The organism is Mycobacterium sp. IDUB_37 (genome assembly GCF_055419245.1).
The window spans coordinates 535,854-554,229 of record NZ_JBVAXG010000001.1; the positions used below are offsets into that span (position 1 = coordinate 535,854).

Below are 18,376 nucleotides of genomic sequence, written 5' to 3' on the forward strand. Positions count from 1 at the left end.
TCGCCGAAAGGGTCCCTAACCCGTCTTTTGGTCCGGGGCGCCGGTGACCACGCACTGCGTGCGGCTGTAGATACTCAGCACGCACTGGTTGTTGTGTGTGCACACCGACTTCACGGTCCGCTGGTCGCCGTCGGCCTTGATCTTGTTGATCAGGTCCGGCTCGGCCAGCAACGCCCGTCCCATCGCGACGAAATCAAAACCCTCCGCCATCGCCAGATCCATGGTGTCCCGGTTGGTGATTCCACCCAGCAGTATCAGTGGCATCGACAGTTCGGCGCGGAACAGTTTGGCGTCGTCCAGTAGATAGGCCTCGTGGTAGGGGTATTCGCGGTAGAAGTTCTTGCCCCCGAGGTCCAGCGTGGTCGGTGCGTCGCCGCGGAAGGTGTACATCGGGTTGACGAAAGAGCTGCCAGCCGTGAGTTCGATCGCGTCCAGCCCGCCGTCTTCTTCGAGCCATTTGGCAGTGGTCAGCGATTCTTCGACGCTGATGCCGCCGCGCACACCGTCGGCGATGTTGAGCTTGGCGGTGATCGCGATCCGCGCTCCCTGCTGCTCCACCACGCGACGGACGGCCATCACCAGCTCACGTGCGACCTTTGCCCGATTCTCCAGCGACCCGCCGAACTCGTCGTCGCGAGTGTTGATCCGCGGCGACAGAAACGCGCTCGCCAGGTAGTTGTGCCCCAGATGGACCTCGAGGGCGTCGAATCCGGCGTCGATAGCCAGCCGGGCAGCGGCGGCGTGCTGGGCTGATACTTCGTCGATGTCATCGCGGGTCGCCCCTTTGGTGAATACATTCGCGGCCGGGTTCATGAACCCCACCGGTGCCAGTGCGGGGGCGTTGTTGGCGGCGGCGTTCGCGACCGGGCCCGCGTGGGCGATCTGGGCGCTCACCGCTGCGCCCTCGGCGTGGATGGCGTCGGTGAGCCGTCGCAACCCCGGCACCGCTTCCGGGCGCATCCACATCTGGTTGCCGCTGGCGCGGCCGCCGGGCGAGACTGCGCAATAGGCGACGGTGGTCATGCCGACCCCGCCCGCGGCCACCTGCCGGTGGAACTCGATCAGGTCGTCACTCACCAGCGCGTCGGGGGAGCGCCCCTCGAACGTGGCCGCCTTGATGGTCCGGTTCCGCAGCGTGAGCGGACCGAGCTCGGCGGGACTCAGGACGTCTGGGGCAGCAGACATATCGAGAGCCTATCGGTGATCGCAAGAGCGCTGAGGCTGCGCCCACTGCGACGAGACTGCGGTGTCAGTTGGGAAATCTGGCCAGGGGTCGCCGGAGGATGCAGGCTCGGGGTCGCCGCTGCAGGCTCGATGCCGAACCGGGCATGCCAGACTGTCTGGCGTGGGCGCAATCACGCTGGACGGCAAGGCTACCCGCGACGAGATCTTCGTCGACCTCAAAGAGCGAGTGGCGAAACTGATCGCCTCGGGCCGCACGCCGGGCCTGGGCACCATCTTGATCGGCGACGACCCCGGATCCCAGTCGTATGTCCGCGGCAAGCACGCCGACTGCGCCAAGGTGGGCATCACCTCGATCCGGCGCGACCTGCCCGCCGACATCTCCACCGCGACGCTCAACGAGACCATCGACGATCTCAATGCCAACCCCGAGTGCACCGGTTACATCGTGCAGTTGCCGCTGCCCAAGCACTTGGACGAGAACGCTGCGCTGGAACGCGTCGATCCAGACAAGGATGCCGACGGCTTGCACCCGACCAATCTCGGTCGGCTGGTGCTGAACACTCCGGCGTCGCTGCCATGCACCCCGCGGGGCATCGTGCACCTGCTGCGGCGCTACGACGTGCCGATCGAGGGCGCGCACGTGGTGGTCATCGGCCGCGGCGTGACGGTGGGCCGACCCTTGGGTCTGCTGCTCACCCGCCGCTCCGAAAATGCCACAGTGACGTTGTGCCACACCAGAACTCGTGATCTGCCCGCGCTGACTCGGCAAGCCGACATCATCGTGGCCGCCGTCGGCGTGCCGCACATGCTGACCGCTGACATGGTGCGCCCCGGCGCGGCCGTCGTCGACGTCGGCGTCGGCCGGATCGACGGCAAACTCGCCGGCGACGTGCACCCCGATGTGTGGGAGGTGGCCGGCCACGTATCACCCAACCCGGGCGGCGTGGGACCGCTGACCCGAGCCTTCCTGCTGACCAATGTGGTCGAACTGGCCGAACAGCAGTGACTCGCCGATGACCGTTCGGGCCATCCTGGGGCGCGCTTGCCGCGCCCAGTGGCCGATCATGCTCGTCGGACTGATCTTCCTCGTGGCGTTCGGGCTGGCAGGGGCCAACTTCTGGCGCCGCGGAGCGCTGCTGATCGGCATTGCCGTGGGGGTGGCTGCGGCGCTGCGGTTGGCCCTACCCGAGGAGCGGGCCGGCCTGCTGGTAGTGCGCAGCAGGGGCACCGACTTCCTCACCACGGCTGCGGTCGGCGCCGCGATGGTCTACGTTGCGTGGACGATCGACCCGCTGGGCACCGGCTAGCCGGGCGCAGCGGGTCGCGACCATCCAATTACGCGCCAGGCATTCCCGGTATCCCGGCCAGACCCGGAATGCCCGCGAGGCCCGGTATTTGTTGCAGCCCACCAGGTATTTTCCCGCTCGCGACGTCGGCCATCATCGACGGGCAGTACATCTGAATCGCGATGGTGGTGAACATGCTCGCCATCTCCGGCGACATGCCGTTGCTGCCCCTGATGCGTGTTGCGGCCGCGGCGAAGTTCCCGCCGGGCTTGGCCAGCATCGGACAGACGGACTGGCCCAACGATTCCGCCATCATCGGGTCGCCGAAGTTGACCCCGGCGTTGCCCAGCGCGCCGAGGAAGGCGTCGTCGACGGGGCTGGCCTCGGCGGGAGCGGCGAAGGCCGCGGCCGCGGCCATGATTCCTGCGGTTCCCGCCAGCAGGCGAACCGCTATCGGTTGGTGGCGCAATGACTTCATGTGAGCTCCCTAATGTGTTGGAGAGCACCAGATTTCCAGCGGCACTCAAGCGACCTAACGAACCCTTCTCTACGGCGGTCTCATTCGGGACACGATGGCGTAAAGGTTTGACGAGCTAGGCGTTTTCTGACCGCGGCCCGGGATGTCATCGGCTACTGAGCTGGCATTGCGGCCGCGATGGTAACGACACGATCGCGTCACGCTGGCCGCGACACGTTGGAGGACAACTCGTTTCGGCTCCGCGACGGTGAACAATGCGAGCCTATGATCTCTCGCCAGGACTTTCTACGCGGCGCGGTGGGCGCGATGGCGACTACGGCGCTGCTCCCGACGGTACGGGCGTGGGCCGATCCGACCGGCGCGTGGAGCAGTCTGGCCTCCTCCATCGGTGGGCGAATACTGCTGCCGGCCGACGGCGCCTCCTTCACCAGCGGCAAGCAGGTTTTCAACTCGAACTACAACGCGTCCAGTCCGGCGGCAGTCGTGACGGTGACCTCGCAATCCGATGTGGAGAAGGCGGTCGCGTTCGCGGCCACGAACAAGCTCAAGGTGGCGCCCCGCGGGGGCGGGCATTCCTACGTCGGTGCCTCGACGGCTAACGGCACGATGGTGCTGGACCTGCGCGGTCTCAAGGGCGGGGTGAACGTTGACAACGGCGCGGGCACCGTGACGGTGCCGGCGGCGACCCAACTCTTTGCGATACAGCAGGCGCTGGCAGGGGCCGGCCGAGCTATCCCTACCGGCAGTTGCCCGACTGTGGGGGTAGCGGGCTTGACCCTGGGCGGGGGAATGGGTGCCGACTCCCGGCACGCGGGTCTGGCTGCGGATGCGCTCAGGTCGGCGACGGTGGTTTTACCGAACGGTCAGACGGTCACCGCGTCCGCGGACCAGCACCAGGACTTGTTCTGGGCAATACGCGGCGGTGGCGGGGGCAATTTCGGGGTGACGACGTCGCTGACCTTGGCGACATTTCCAACCGCCGACTCTGATGTGGTGCGCGTCGATTTCGCTCCGTCGTCAGCTGCGCAGGTGCTGACGGGTTGGCAGACCTGGCTGGCGGCAGCCGATCGGAACACCTGGGGTCTGGTCGACCTCTCGGTCAACGGGTCGCAGGGGAACTGCCATGTGCTGGCGACGTGCCCGGCAGGTTCCGGTCAGGCGGTGGCTGAGGCGATCAAGGCTGCGGTGGGGGTTGCGGCAACGGCAACAGAACACAAGACGATGAGCCACATGGATCTGGTGACGTACCTGGCCGGTGGGAGCTCCACGAGCTCGCCGCGGGGCTTCGTGGCCGGGTCCGATGTGATCGGCACGTTGAACTCGGCTGCCGCGCAAGCCATCGTCGGTGCCCTCGGCAAGTACCCGACCACGGGAGGGCCAGCGTCGGTCATCGTCGACACCCTCACCGGTGCCGTCGGCGACGTGGACCCCGCGGCGACGGCGTTTCCGTGGCGCCGCCACGCCGCCGTCGCGCAGTGGTACGTGGAAACCGGAACCGCGCACGTGTCCACCGCCAGTACCTGGGTGGCCACCGCGCACCAGGCGGTGCAACAGTTTTCCGCGGGTGGCTATGTCAATTACCTGGAAGCCAACACTTCGGCGGCGCGTTACTTCGGGTCGAACCTGTCGCAACTGACCTCAGTCCGCCAGCAGTACGACCCCGATCAGGTCATGTACTCCGGGCTCAACTTCTGACCTGAACGTCCACGCACATCCGCCTGACCTCAGGCATGTGCAAGTTGCACAGATATCAGTGCAAGTTGCACGGACCTGGGTGAATGCGGACAAAGCCGCTGTTTCAGGCCGAATTCCGCCCTTATGATCTCATCGCGAAGCGCGTCGTAACGCTTACGCTTCTGCATGTCGGATGAGGTTGTCCGGTATTGAAGTAATTCGTTCCGAAGGGGCTTTCGATGTCGTTTGTGATCGCTTTCCCGGAGTTTGTAGCCGCGGCGGCAACGGATCTGGCCCGAATCGGATCGTCGATCAGTGCGGCCAGTGCTGCCGCGGCCCTTCCCACCACGGGACTTCTGTCGGCCGGCGGCGACGAGGTCTCGGGGGCTATCGCGGCGCTGTTCAACAACCACGCTCAGGCCTTTCAATCGCTCAATCAACAAGCATCTTCGTTCCACGCCCAATTCGTGCAAGCCCTCAACGCGGGTAGCGCGCAGTACGCTGCCGCCGAGTCGACCAACGTCGAACAGGCGGCGCTGAACATCATCAACGCGCCGGCCGTGGCGCTTTTCGGCCGCCCGTTGATCGGTGACGGTGCCAACGGCCTGAACGGGACCGGTGCGGCCGGCGGTGACGGCGGCATCCTCTACGGCAACGGCGGCAACGGCGGGTCGGGTGGCGTGGGGCAGGCGGGTGGCCGAGGTGGATCAGCCGGGCTGATCGGTAACGGTGGCGCCGGCGGAGAAGGTGGGCAAACCTTTGCCGGCGGTCGCGGCGGTAACGGCGGCTGGCTGTATGGCAACGGCGGCATCGGTGGTGCGGGCGGTCCGGCATTTGGTGGGGCGATGGGCGGTGCAGGCGGTGCCGGCGGCAACGCCGGTCTGTGGGGCAACGGTGGAGGCGGCGGACTCGGTGGTGACGGCGGCGTACTTGGACCGGGTCCGGTAGCGGGGGCCGGCGGGGCCGGCGGAGCGGGCGGCACCGGTGGGGTGTTGTTCGGCAACGGCGGAGTCGGTGGCGGCGCGGGCATAGGTGGGATCGGTTCGACAACCATTGCTGGTGGCAACGGTGGCGTGGGTGGTGCCGGCGGCAACGCGGGATTCTGGGGCAATGGCGGTGCCGGTGGCGCCGGCGCAGCAGGTGGGGCCGGCAGTTTGCTGACGGAGTACGGGGTCAACGGGGCGGGGGGCAACGGCGGCAACGGCGGCTTCTTTGCCGGGGACGGCGGTCAGGGCGGCGCCGGCGCCGCGAGTGCATTTGTCGCCGCGGGCGGGGCCGGGGGTAACGGCGGCAACGGTGGGCGCCTGTTCGGCACCGGTGGCAACGGTGGGGCGGGTGCGGTGGGCGGCGATGCCGCGATCGGGCCGTTCAGCTCGAAGAACGGCGGAGTGGGCGGCGCCGGCGGTAGCGGCGGACAAGCCGGACTTTTCTACGGCAATGGCGGGCTCGGCGCGGCGGGCGGAGCCGGCGGGTCGGCCACCTTTGCCGCGAGTGCGGGCAATGGCGGCGCCGGAGGTCAGGGAGGCAGCGCCGGCCTGTTCGGAGACGGCTCAGGCGGTGGTGCCGGTGGCGCTGGCGGTTCGGCGGTCCAGGGCAAAGGCGGCGATGGCGGCATTGGTGGCATCGGGGGCAACGCCAGGCTGATCGGCAACGGCGGCAACGGCGGCAACGGCGGTGGTCGCGGCCTCAGTTCCGTGGGGATAAGCGGGGTCGGCGGCGCCGGCAGCAGCGGCGGGACCGGCGGCGCGATCTTCGGCGCGGCCGGAACCAACGGAGTCAACGGCTAAGCTCCTGTTCATGCCGCTGGGTGGCACTCCTGCGGACGGGGTACCGCTGCAGATCGCCGGAACAACTCGGCGAATTGCGTGAACAGGAAAGCGCTCAACATTGCGGCCCTCGCACGCACGCCACCGCCTTGATTTCATGTCGCGCGGTGCCGGCAATTCACCATTCACCAAGCGACGAAAAATTGACTCCGGTCGGGAAATTAGTTTCCGCGCGGCCATGCTGCAAGACCCCTTTCGTTGCGTAGAAATTGAGTTTCGCCGCGTTGCGCTGGATGGTGGCGAAGTGACCTGCGGCGATGTGCAACCTGCACACCGGCCACAGCAATTTGCACAATAGTAAATTTTGTGCAGATTGCACAGCGGTCCGTGCATCCTGCGCAGCTGTGTCCAGATGTCGTTTGCTGGCCGCCGTCCCGCGGTTCGCGGCGCCGTGCCGCGTCGCGAAATCGCCTGTCCGCAGGGCTATCCGCCGCAGGTCGGACGCTGGGTAGGGGAAGCGATCGCGGTGCCGGCGATGCCGGGGGAGGGGTGCCTTAACCCCGTCGAATGAATTCAATGGAGCAGCAGTTCCGCAACGTCCTGCTGAGCCGGTCGATGTGCAAGTTGCACATATATCAGTGCAATTTGCCCCCAGTGGTGTTAATTCTTGGCGATTTGGCGTTCGGGGCACCCTCGATGCTGGTGAAATCGGGGGCAACGGGACTTTCTGGTCTATGGTCATCGGACGAACGCGAGTGACGTCCACCGGGCGATCGCCGTGGTCGTCACCCGAGAAGGGATTTGGGTTATGGATTTTCCGGTGTTGCCACCGGAGATCAACTCCGCACTGATGTATGCGGGTGCCGGTACGGCACCGCTGATGCGGGCGGCCCAGGCGTGGGAAGGGCTGGGTGCCGAATTGTGGTCGGCCGCGGCCACATTCGGTTCGGTGACGGCGGGCCTGGCGAACGGGGCATGGCAAGGGCCGGCGGCTGCGGCGATGGCGGAAGTCGCCGGCCCGTATGTCGGTTGGCTCAGTGCGGTGGCGACCCAGGCCGACGCGACGGCGGTGCAGGCCAGGGCGGTGGCGGGCGTCTTCGAGACTGCGCTGGCCGCCATGGTGCACCCGGTTGCAGTGGCAGCCAACCGGACCGAACTGGTGCAGTTGGCGCTGTCGAACATTTTCGGCCTGAACGCGCCCGCGATCGCGGCCACCGAGGCGCTCTATGAGCAGATGTGGGCCCAGGATGTAGCCGCGATCTTCGGCTATCACGCTGGTGCGTCAGCGATTGCGTCGGTGTTGAAGCCTTTCACCCAGGGCCCGTCGGGCATCGTCGGCCCGGCCGCGGCGATAGGTGCCGCCGCGGGGGAGGCCCTTCAACTCAACGCCGGGCTGGGCAACGTCGGCAACTTCAACCTCGGTTTCGGTAACAACGGTCAGATCAACCTGGGTGCAGGCAATTTCGGGGGGCAGAACCTGGGCTTCGGCAACCTCGGAAACGGCAACATCGGGTTCGGCAACATCGGCAACAGCAGCTTCGGGTTCGGCAACTCCGGCCTGGGCGCGGCACTCGCCACCGGCAATATCGGTTTCGGCAACTCCGGTGCCAACAACTTCGGTCTGGCGAACATGGGCCTGGGTAACGTCGGCTTCGCCAACTCGGGCAACAACAACATCGGTATCGGATTGACGGGCAACAACCTGACCGGTATTGGCGGTCTCAATACCGGCGGCGGCAATATCGGATTATTCAACTCCGGTACCGGGAACGTCGGATTCTTCAATTCGGGCACCGGCAACTTCGGATTGTTCAACTCGGGTAATTACAACAGCGGGATCGGTAACGCGGGGACGGCGGCCACCGGACTGTTCAACACCGGAATCGGCAGCACGGGTCTGGCCAATGTCGGCAACTACAACACCGGCACGTTCAACACCGGGAACTTCAACACCGGTGACCTCAACCCGGGCAACACCAATACGGGCTGGTTCAACACCGGCAACACCAACACCGGCATCGCCAACCCGGGCAACGTCAACACCGGAGCTTTCATTGCCGGGAACCAGAGCAACGGGTTCCTGTGGGTGGGCGACAACGAAGGCCTGGTCGGACTGGACGCCGGAACACCGCTGCCCAGAGTCCCGATCGGCTTGGGACTCAACGGCGGTATCGGGCCGATCTCGCTGCTGCCGATCCAGATCCTGCCGACGATCCCGATCAGCATTCACCAAACCATCAACCTGGGTCCGCTGGTCATACCGTCGATCACGATTCCGGCATTCGGCGGCGGCACCATGTTCCCGATCAATATCGGGCCGTTGAGTCTCTCATCGATCACGCTTTTCCAGGCGCAGAATTTCGCCGCCTCGTTCCCGATCGGCCCGTTCGCCGCACTGGGAACCGTCAATATTCCCGTGGTACGAATTTCCGACCCGAACGGTAACCAGACGCTAATCGGCCCGATCGATTTCAACACGAGTATTCCGCAGATCCAGTTGGGGGTTAACTGGTTTACACCTGCGGTGACGCTCCTGCCGAATGGAATTAGCGTGCCCAATGGGCCGCTGGCTTTGGTGCCGGGCGTGTCATTGGGTACGACGGGTTTCACGATTCCGGGGTTCAGTTTGCCGGCGCAGCCGCTGCCGTTACGCATTGATATCGATGCGCAGATCGACGGGTTCACCACCCCGCGGATCACCATTGACCGCATTCCGTTGAATATCGCGATTGGGACCGTTATCGGTTCGGTGCCGGTGCAGCATGTGTATAACCCACCCACGCCTGGCTTCGGGAACACCACCACGGCGCCGTCGTCGGGTTTCTTCAACTCCGGTGCCGGTGGGACATCGGGCTTCGGCAATATCGGTGCCGGCGTTTCGGGCTGGCTGAACCAGGCGCCCGCCGGGTTGCTGGGGCAGGGCTCTGGCTATTTCAATGCGGGCACCCTGAACTCGGGCCTGCTGAACTTCGGCTCGGGTGCGTCGGGTATCTACAACACCGCCACCCAGGCGATGGGTACCCCCTCGTCGCTGTCCGGCGCTTTGAATGTAGGCCAGCAGCTCTCAGGCATGGCCTCGGTGGGCACCACGCTGAACCGGGGTTTCATCGCCAACCTCGGGTTGGCCGATGTCGGCAACTACAACCTGGGTTTCGGCAACGTCGGGGATATCAATTTCGGTGCGGGAAACATCGGCGGGCAGAACCTGGGCTTTGGCAATATCGGCGATGGCAGCTGGGGTCTGGGCAACGTCGGGGGCAGCAACTTCGGGTTCGGCAACTCGGGACTGACAGCCGGCCTCGCGGGCAACTCCAACCTCGGGTTCGGCAACGCCGGTAGCGACAACATCGGCTTCGCCAATGCCGGCCTGCGCAACTTCGGGTTCGCCAACACGGGCAACAACAACTTCGGTATCGGCCTGACCGGTGACAACCTCACCGGCATCGGCGGTCTCAACACCGGTAACGGCAATATCGGGTTGTTCAATTCGGGCAGCGGCAACGTGGGGTTCTTCAACACCGGGACCGGGAATACGGGTTTGTTCAACTCGGGCAGCTTCAATACTGGTCTCGGCAATTCAGGAACGGCCAGTACTGGACTTTTCAATACCGGTGTGCTGAACACGGGTATCGCCAACGCCGGCAGTTTCAACACCGGCAGCTTCAACGCGGGTAACGCCAACTCCGGCGATTTCAACCCGGGCAACACCAATACCGGCTGGTTCAACATCGGCAACTCCAACACCGGTGTGTTGAACCCGGGCAACATCAATACCGGTGCGTTCATGACCGGCACCGGCAACAACGGCATGTTGTGGCGGGGCAATCAAGAGGGCCTGTTCGGGCTCTACTACGGCACCACCATCACCCAGTTCCCGGTCACATTGCACGCCATCGCTGGGGTCGGCCCCGTCCATGTATCGCCGATCCCGATTCCCGCCGTGCACTTCTCGGTCACCAACGCCAACATCGCACTGGGCCCATTCACCATCCCCCCGATCACCGTTCCCGCCATCCCACTGCAAGCACTCGGATCGGTCGGCCTGGGTGCCAATTCAATAGCCCCGGTCACCATCTTCAACCCCTACGCGGGATCGATCGACCTCTCGATCGGATCGTTCAAACTCGCCAACCCGCTCCTGCGCATTGGGACGGTCTTCGCAGATAGCGGAGGGACTATTGGTTTCGGGATATCCCCTCTGCAGATTACCGGCCCGCGGCTCAGTGGAGCGAATGTAGGGCTTCCGATTCCGGTGAGTTTCAACATTGCGACCAGTCAGATTCGATTGTTCCCGAATGGGTTCTCTTTCCCGGCTCAAACTCCGGTAATTGTTAATATCAGTGGCGGTAATGATGCTTTCACGTTCTTTCCGAACGGGCTGACTTTCCCGCAGGCTTCGGCGGGTGTAACCAACTTGTCCGGTGGCACCAATCCGTTCAATTTGCTGCCCAATGGTTTCACGCTCAACACCATTCCCGCGGTGTTCGACGGCACCGTTTTAGTGGGGCAGATACAGGTTCCGACCATCGATATCCCGCGCAATCCGGGCTTTGGGAACGCGACCAACACGCCGTCTTCGGGCTTCTTCAATACCGGCGGTGGTGGGGTATCGGGTTTCGGGAACTTCGGCACTGCGGTGTCGGGTTGGTGGAACCAGGCACCCACCGAGTTGCTAGGGGCGAGTTCGGGCATCGCCAATTTCAGCAGTGCTGGTTCGGGCCTCCTGAATTTCGGCTCGGGTGTCTCCGGACTGTTCAACACCGCCACCACCGCCGTCGGGACTCCGGCTTTCGTGTCCGGCGTGGGCACCGTCGGTCAGCAACTGTCGGGTGTGTTGTCCGCGGGCACCGCGCTCAATCCGGGCAGCAGCATCACCAACTTCGGGCTGGGCGATGTCGGTCTCGGAAACCTCGGCTTTGGCAATGTCGGGGTTTCCAACCTGGGCGCGGGCAATATCGGCCTGCAGAATCTGGGCTTCGGCAACGTCGGCGCCGGCAACTTCGGGCTGGGCAACTTCGGTAACAGCAACTTCGGGTTCGCCAATACCGGGCTGGCGGCTGGCCTGCTGGGCAACAGCAACGTCGGGTTCGCCAACGCCGGCAGCGACAACATCGGTTTCGCCAATGTCGGTCTGCGCAACTTCGGTTGGGCGAACTCGGGCAACAACAACATCGGCATCGGGCTGTCCGGCAACAACCTGACCGGCATCGGCGGCTTCAACAGCGGCGGCATCAACTACGGCCTATTCAACTCCGGTACCAACAACGTCGGCTTCTTCAACACCGGTGACAACAACTTCGGGATCTTCAACTCCGGCAGCTTCAACACCGGCGTGGGTAACTCCGGGGTCGGCAGCACCGGGTTGTTCAATACCGGTGTCTTCAACACCGGTATCGCCAACGCCGGCCGCTACAACACCGGCAATTTCAACGCGGGCAGCTTCAACTCCGGGGACTTCAACCCGGGCAACACCAACACCGGTTGGCTCAACACCGGCAATGCGAACACCGGCCTGGTGAACTCGGGCAGCATCAATACCGGCGCCTTCATCTCCGGCAACGCCAGCAACGGCATGCTTTGGCGCGGAAATTACGAGGGCCTTGTCGGTCTGCACTACGGGAGCACAATCCCCGAGTTCCCGATCCACTTCACCGGCACCGGTGGGGTGGGTCCCATCGTCATCCCCGACATCAACCTGCTGCCCCCCATCCACATCGCCATCAACGGCGGCGCGGCCTACAACTTCACCGTGCCCGACGTACCGATACCCGCGATCCGCATCGCTTTCGGCGGCAACACCATCGCCAGCTTCACCGCCCCGGGTGCCACCCTGCTCGACGCCATCAATATCGGGGGCGGACTACGCGTCGGGCCGATGACCATCTCCGAACTGCAGATAGATCAATTTGCCCTCGGTCTGGTTATACCGAACTTCGGTACCATAGCCGGAGTTGTAGATGCAATACCATTCGGCAACATCCCCATAGCGCTCATCGATTATCCGCTGACGCAGACGATCGCGCCGACGATCTTGGATCCGATTAATTTCAGTCGGACTATTCCATTGGACATCCCACCGATCAATATTGCGGCGTCGGTGATCAACGGGATGTCGATGACGCGCACCATTCCAATTAATTTCTCGCTGGACACGCCCGCGGTGACGATCCCGGGGATGACGATCGCAGCTATTCCGCTGAATTTCGACTTTGCCACCACCGCCGGACCCCTCGATGTGACGATCATCGACATCCCACGCGTTCCCGGATTCGGGAACTCGTCGACCAATCCGTCGTCGGGTTTCTACAACTCCGGCGCTGGCGGAGGGTCGGGCTTCTTCAACTCCGGTGCGGCGCTCTCGGGTTGGTTCAACCAGGCGCGTGGGGCGGTGGGGTCGCTGTCGGGTATCGGCAACTCCGGCACGCTGGCCTCGGGTCTGCTCAACGTCGGCACCGACATTTCTGGCTTCTTCAATGTGAGCGACCTGAACGACCTCACCACCCCAGCGAGGCTGTCCGGGTTCGGCCTGTTGGGCAACAACTTGTCCGGGGTCAACATCATGGGTTTGGTCCGCGAGATCAGTTCCCTGTTCGCCGGGGACGGCGGCGGCGGTGGGGGCGGCCCGTCGCCGATCGAGACGTTCTTCGCCGAACTGCAAAACATCGATGTGCGCAACCTGTTCGCGTTGGGCAACGTCGGCACCGCGGACTTCGGGTTCGCCAACGTCGGCGACTTCAACTTCGGCGCCGGCAACCTGGGCGGCATCAACTTCGGTGGCGGCAACCTCGGCGCCCAGAACTTCGGGTTCGGCAACCTGGGCGACGGCAACTTCGGGTTGGGCAACGTCGGCGACAGCAACTTCGGGTTCGCCAACTCCGGCCTAGCTGTCGGCCTGCCGGGCAACAGCAATTTTGGCTTCGCAAACGCCGGCAGCGACAACATCGGCCTTGCCAATATCGGCCTGCGCAACTTCGGCTTCGCCAACACCGGCAACAACAACATCGGCATCGGGCTGACCGGCGACAACCAAACCGGCATCGGCGGCCTCAACTCCGGAGTCGGCAACGTCGGGCTGTTCAACTCCGGCACCGGCAACATCGGCTTTTTCAACACCGGCACCGGCAACGTCGGGCTATTCAACACCGGCAGCTACAACACCGGCATCGCCAATTCCGGAACGGCCTCTACTGGCCTTTTTAATGCCGGCAACTTCAACACCGGCCTGTCCAATGCCGGCAACTACAACACCGGCAGCTTCAATGCCGGCAACACCAACACCGGCGACTTCAACCCCGGCAACATCAACACCGGCTGGTTCAACGCTGGGCGTGCCAACACCGGCATGTTCAACATCGGCAACGTCAACACCGGCGCTTTCAACGTCGGCAACTTCAACAACGGGTTGATGTGGAACGGCGACTTCCACGGCCTATTCACCCTCACCATCAATGCCAACATCGCCGGCAGTACCGTGCTGAATCTCAACGAAACGTTGAACCTGGGCCCGATCAACATCGACCAGATCGACATCCCCGGAATGTCGCTGTTCAACATCAACGAAGTCGTCAACATCGGCCCCTTCGACATCGCACCGATCAACGTTCCTGCATTCAACCTGCTGATCGACGAGACGATCCAGATCGACCCCATCGTGCTACTGCCCGCCACAAACCTTGGCGGACTGGTACTGACAATTCCACTGGATTCGGCGGGATCGCCGGCACGGACATTCACCCTTCCGTTGCTCACCATGCGTTTTGACAACGCAATTTGGACTATCGGTAACACCAACTCCACCGGGACGTTCGGGATCTTCAACTGGATCTCGGCACCTACCGAGGGCATCAAAATCCACATGGGGCCGAGTCAACCGAGCACCGGGTCGCTGGAAATAAGGTTCCCCAGCGTCACCATTCCGCAGATCGCAACGGATCCCATTCCGATCGCCATCAATGTCGTGGGCGGGATGCCGGCGTTCACATTGTTCCCGAATGGTCTGTCGATTCCGCAGAACGCGATCCCGCTCACGATCACCGGGGCCGGGGTTATGGATCCCATCACCATTTTCCCGGGTGGTTTCACCATCGATCCGCTGCCATTGTCGGTTGCGCTGAACATCACCGTGCCGCCGAGCAGCGTCCCGATCATCAACATCCCGGCCTCCCCGGGTTTCTTCAACAGCAGTGCCACACCGTCGTCGGGTTTCTTCAACGCCGGTGCGGGCGGGACTTCGGGCTTCGGCAACGTGGGTGCGGGGTTGTCGGGTTGGTGGAACCAGGCGACCACGGCCCTGACGGGGGCGGGGTCGGGGTACCTCAATGCCGGCACGCTGCATTCGGGTCTGCTGAACTTCGGCACCGGTCTGTCGGGTCTGCTCAACACCAGCAGCCTGCCGGTGGGGACGCCGGCCCTGCTCTCCGGCATCGGCAACATCGGCCAGCAGCTGGCTGGACTGTCCTCGGTGGGTACCACGCTCAACCAGACTCCGCTGCTCAACCTCGGCTTGGCCGACGTAGGCACGTTCAACGCCGGGTTGGGCAATGTCGGGATGTCCAACGTCGGGGCGGCCAACATCGGCCTACAGAACCTGGGCCTGGGCAATGTCGGTGAGGTCAACTTCGGTCTGGGCAACTTCGGCAACGGCAACATCGGGTTGGCCAACACCGGGCTGGGCGCGGGCCTGCTGGGTAACAACAACTTTGGCTTCGCCAACTCCGGCAGCGACAACATCGGGTTGTCCAACCTCGGGGTGCGCAACTTCGGGTTCGCCAACACCGGCAACAACAACATCGGCATCGGGCTGACCGGCAACAACCTCACCGGGATCGGCGGGTTGAACTCCGGGGCCGGCAATATCGGGTTGTTCAACTCGGGCACCAACAACGTCGGCTTCTTCAACACCGGCAACGGCAACTGGGGGCTGTTCAACTCGGGCAGCTTTAACACCGGCATCGGCAACGCGGGAATCGCCAGCAGCGGGCTGTTCAACACCGGCGTCTACAACACCGGGCTGTTCAACACGGGCAGCTACAACACCGGCAGCTTCAACGCCGGCAGCACCAACACCGGCGACTTCAACCCGGGCAACATCAACACCGGCTGGCTCAACAGCGGAAACGCCAACACCGGAATCCTCAACACCGGCAACGTCGGCACCGGCGTCCTCATGTCGGGCAACCTCAGCAACGGCCTGCTGTGGCGGGGCAACTACGAAGGTCTCTTCGAGTCGCACTACGAATACCCGGTCCCTCGTATCTCGGTCCTCGAGGTCCACGGGAACTTCAACTTCGGCCCCGTGGTCATCCCAGACATCCCGGTGCCCGAAACTCACTTCGTCCTCGGCGGAAACGTCGCCATGGGATCGTTCACCATTCCCCAGATCGACATTCCCGCTCTCGAACCGCGTTTCAACGGGGGCGTCAACGTTGGGCCGATCCGAATTCCGTCGGTTCGCATACCCGCACTGGACCTCCACGCCATTCTCAACATGGCCGCATCGATCGGCTCGACCATGGAGATCGAGCCAATCATCATCTGGACTCCGACCGGAGCCTTCGGGCCGACCTGGTACGCGTTCGGTCTGCCCCCGCCCTTTGCTGTCGGTCAGCCCCCGCGGGGCAATATCGTGTCCGGCGGCACGATGTTGGGCACCACGGGCCCGATTAACGCCCAAATCATCGCTCTCCTGGCACCTTTTGACACTCCTGGATTGAACGTTGATGTCATACGGGCTGGTTTCCAGGTTCCGGGTCGTTTGGATGCGATCACGGTTTTCCCGGGTGGCCTGACGTTCCCTGCAGCGAATCTGATCAATTTGGGCTTGGATGCCGGTACTCGGGCGTTGACCATTCCGGCTATCACATTCCCGCAGATCCCGGCGCGCGTGGATGGCGAGCTTTTCGTCATTCCCAGCAACATTCCGTTCGTCGACTCCCCGGGAACCCCGGGCTTCGGCAACAGCACCACCACTCCGTCGTCGGGGTTCTTCAACCTCGGTGGCGGGGGCGGCTCCGGGTTCGGCAACTTCGGTACGGCGGTCTCGGGCTGGTGGAACCAAGCACCCGAAGCATTGCTCGGGGCCGGCTCCGGCATCGCCAACGTCGGCACCCTGCACTCGGGTCTGCTTAACCTGGGTTCGGGAGTGTCGGGCTTCTACAACACCAGCTCGCTGCCGCTGGGTACCCCAGCGCTGCTGTCGGGTGCGGGCAACATCGGTCAGCAGCTGTCCGGAGTGCTCAACGGCGGCACCTCGCTCAACCCGGTCACGATCCTCAACGTCGGGCTGGGCAACCTCGGCAGCGCCAACCTCGGTCTGGGCAATATCGGCGACATCAACCTGGGTGCGGGCAACATCGGGGCCGGTAACTTCGGCTTCGGCAACATCGGCGACAGCAACTTCGGGCTCAGCAACATCGGCAGCGGCAACTTCGGATTCGCGAACTCGAGCCTGAACGGCGCACTAGCGGTCGGCAACGTAGGGTTCGCCAACGCCGGCAGCGACAACATCGGGCTGTCCAACCTCGGGGTGCGCAACTTCGGGTTCGCCAACACCGGCAGCAACAACATCGGCATCGGCCTGACTGGTGACAACCTGACCGGCTTCGGCGCCTTCAACTCCGGCTCCGGCAACCTCGGATTCTTCAACTCGGGCACCGGCAACATCGGCCTCTTCAACACCGGGACCGGTAACTTCGGGTTGTTCAACTCCGGCAGCCACAACACCGGCATCGGCAACTCCGGAACGGCCTCTACTGGCCTCTTCAATGCCGGCGGCTTCAACTCCGGTCTGGGTAACGCCGGGCACCACAACACCGGCAGCTTCAACGCCGGCGACACCAACTCCGGGGACTTCAACGCCGGCAACATCAACACCGGTTGGCTCAACGCCGGCAACTCCAACACCGGTGTGCTGAACTCGGGCAACGTCAACACGGGCGCGCTGCTGGCCGGCAACTTCAACAACGGCGCCATCTGGCGGGGCAACTACCAGGGCCTGGGCGGCCTCTACGTCGGCTACACGGTGCCGCAGTTCTCCGCGGTCGGAGCCGATCTCATCGCCGGAGTCGGTCCGATCACCGTCGTCCCACCCATCCACATACCGTCAATACCGTGGTACTTCACCGCAACTGGCGGAATCGGCCCGATCGCCATCCCCGCCATCCCGATACCGTCGATCAACGTCAGCATCAACCCGACCATCGACCTACTGCCGATCAACATCGCATCGATCACCCTGCAAGTCCCGTCTGGACTGATCGACATCAGCACGTCGCGCATCGTCCTGACGAGCGCGAGTTCCAATGGAATGGTCTTGACAACCAGCTTTTTCCCTCCGGGTCCGGTCGTCGTCTCCACTCCCTCGATGGGCGGTAACAGCTCCGTGGTCGACCCAATCCAGATCACGCCGATTCGGTTCGATTCCGGTTCGGTCACGTTCCCCGGCTTCGGCATTCCGGTGCAGCCGGTCTCCATCGGGCTCCCGCTGTCGGTCGGTTGGCCAGGTTTCACCATCCCCACCAGCGGTCTGGCCTTGCCGCTGGGGCTGGCGTTGTCGAACGGCTTGCCGACCATCGACATCCCGACCATCGCGCTGGACCGCATCGCGTTCGATATGCGCGCGGCGTCGATCGTCGGCCCAATCGTCGTGCCCTTCATCGACATCCCCGGCAACCCGGGCTTCTGGAACACCAGCACCACGCCGTCGTCGGGCTTCTTCAACGCCGGCGATGGCGGCAACTCGGGCTTCTGGAACCTGGGCAGCAGCGTTTCAGGCTGGCTCAACTCGGTCTCGGATCCCTCGTTGGGCTCGCTGTCGGGTGTTGCCAACTTCGGCACCCAACTATCCGGCCTGCTCAACCGTGGCACCGACATCTCCGGCATCTACAACCGCAGCACGCTCGCACTGTTCGCCTCGGCCGTCAACTCGGGCTTCGGCAACCTCGGGTCGCGGCTATCGGGCTTGATCTTCACGGGCACCGGGCCGTAGG

Annotated in this window: 8 protein-coding genes; 6 read left to right on the forward strand and 2 right to left on the reverse strand. The window is 63.9% G+C overall.

Annotated elements, in window-relative coordinates:
- Positions 1-15: 15 nt before the first annotated feature.
- Positions 16-1,185, reverse strand: coding sequence for an NADH:flavin oxidoreductase (locus tag ACZY1I_RS02570; protein ID WP_463752699.1), 1,170 nt, complete (start codon positions 1,183-1,185; stop codon positions 16-18).
- 160 nt (positions 1,186-1,345) lie between these two features.
- Between ACZY1I_RS02570 and ACZY1I_RS02575 the strand changes: the two genes are divergently transcribed.
- A complete protein-coding gene (locus ACZY1I_RS02575) occupies positions 1,346-2,191 on the forward strand; it encodes a bifunctional methylenetetrahydrofolate dehydrogenase/methenyltetrahydrofolate cyclohydrolase (RefSeq protein WP_463752700.1) in 846 nt (281 codons plus the stop codon).
- A 7-nt stretch (positions 2,192-2,198) separates the two neighbouring features.
- Positions 2,199-2,492, forward strand: a complete 294-nt coding sequence (locus tag ACZY1I_RS02580) for a DUF3017 domain-containing protein (protein WP_463752701.1) — start codon at positions 2,199-2,201, stop codon at positions 2,490-2,492.
- A 28-nt stretch (positions 2,493-2,520) separates the two neighbouring features.
- On the opposite strand, the gene ACZY1I_RS02585 is transcribed toward ACZY1I_RS02580, so the two are convergent.
- On the reverse strand, positions 2,521-2,949 hold the full coding sequence (locus tag ACZY1I_RS02585) for a DUF732 domain-containing protein (RefSeq protein WP_463752702.1): 429 nt from the start codon (positions 2,947-2,949) through the stop codon (positions 2,521-2,523).
- Between the two features lie 264 nt (positions 2,950-3,213).
- Between ACZY1I_RS02585 and ACZY1I_RS02590 the strand changes: the two genes are divergently transcribed.
- The 4 genes from ACZY1I_RS02590 to ACZY1I_RS02605 all read left to right on the forward strand — a co-directional run bounded on the left by ACZY1I_RS02590 (position 3,214) and on the right by ACZY1I_RS02605 (position 18,375).
- Complete coding sequence (locus tag ACZY1I_RS02590) at positions 3,214-4,644, forward strand: FAD-dependent oxidoreductase (protein WP_463752703.1); 1,431 nt, start codon at positions 3,214-3,216, stop codon at positions 4,642-4,644.
- Between the two features lie 218 nt (positions 4,645-4,862).
- The gene (locus ACZY1I_RS02595; protein ID WP_463752704.1) at positions 4,863-6,410 is read left to right on the forward strand and encodes a PE family protein; all 1,548 of its coding nucleotides are present in this window, start codon (positions 4,863-4,865) and stop codon (positions 6,408-6,410) included.
- Positions 6,411-6,801: 391 nt separating this feature from the next.
- A complete protein-coding gene (locus tag ACZY1I_RS02600) occupies positions 6,802-6,960 on the forward strand; it encodes a hypothetical protein (protein WP_463752705.1) in 159 nt (52 codons plus the stop codon).
- A gap of 237 nt (positions 6,961-7,197) precedes the next feature.
- The gene (locus ACZY1I_RS02605; protein WP_463752706.1) at positions 7,198-18,375 is read left to right on the forward strand and encodes a PPE domain-containing protein; all 11,178 of its coding nucleotides are present in this window, start codon (positions 7,198-7,200) and stop codon (positions 18,373-18,375) included.
- Position 18,376 lies beyond the last annotated feature (1 nt).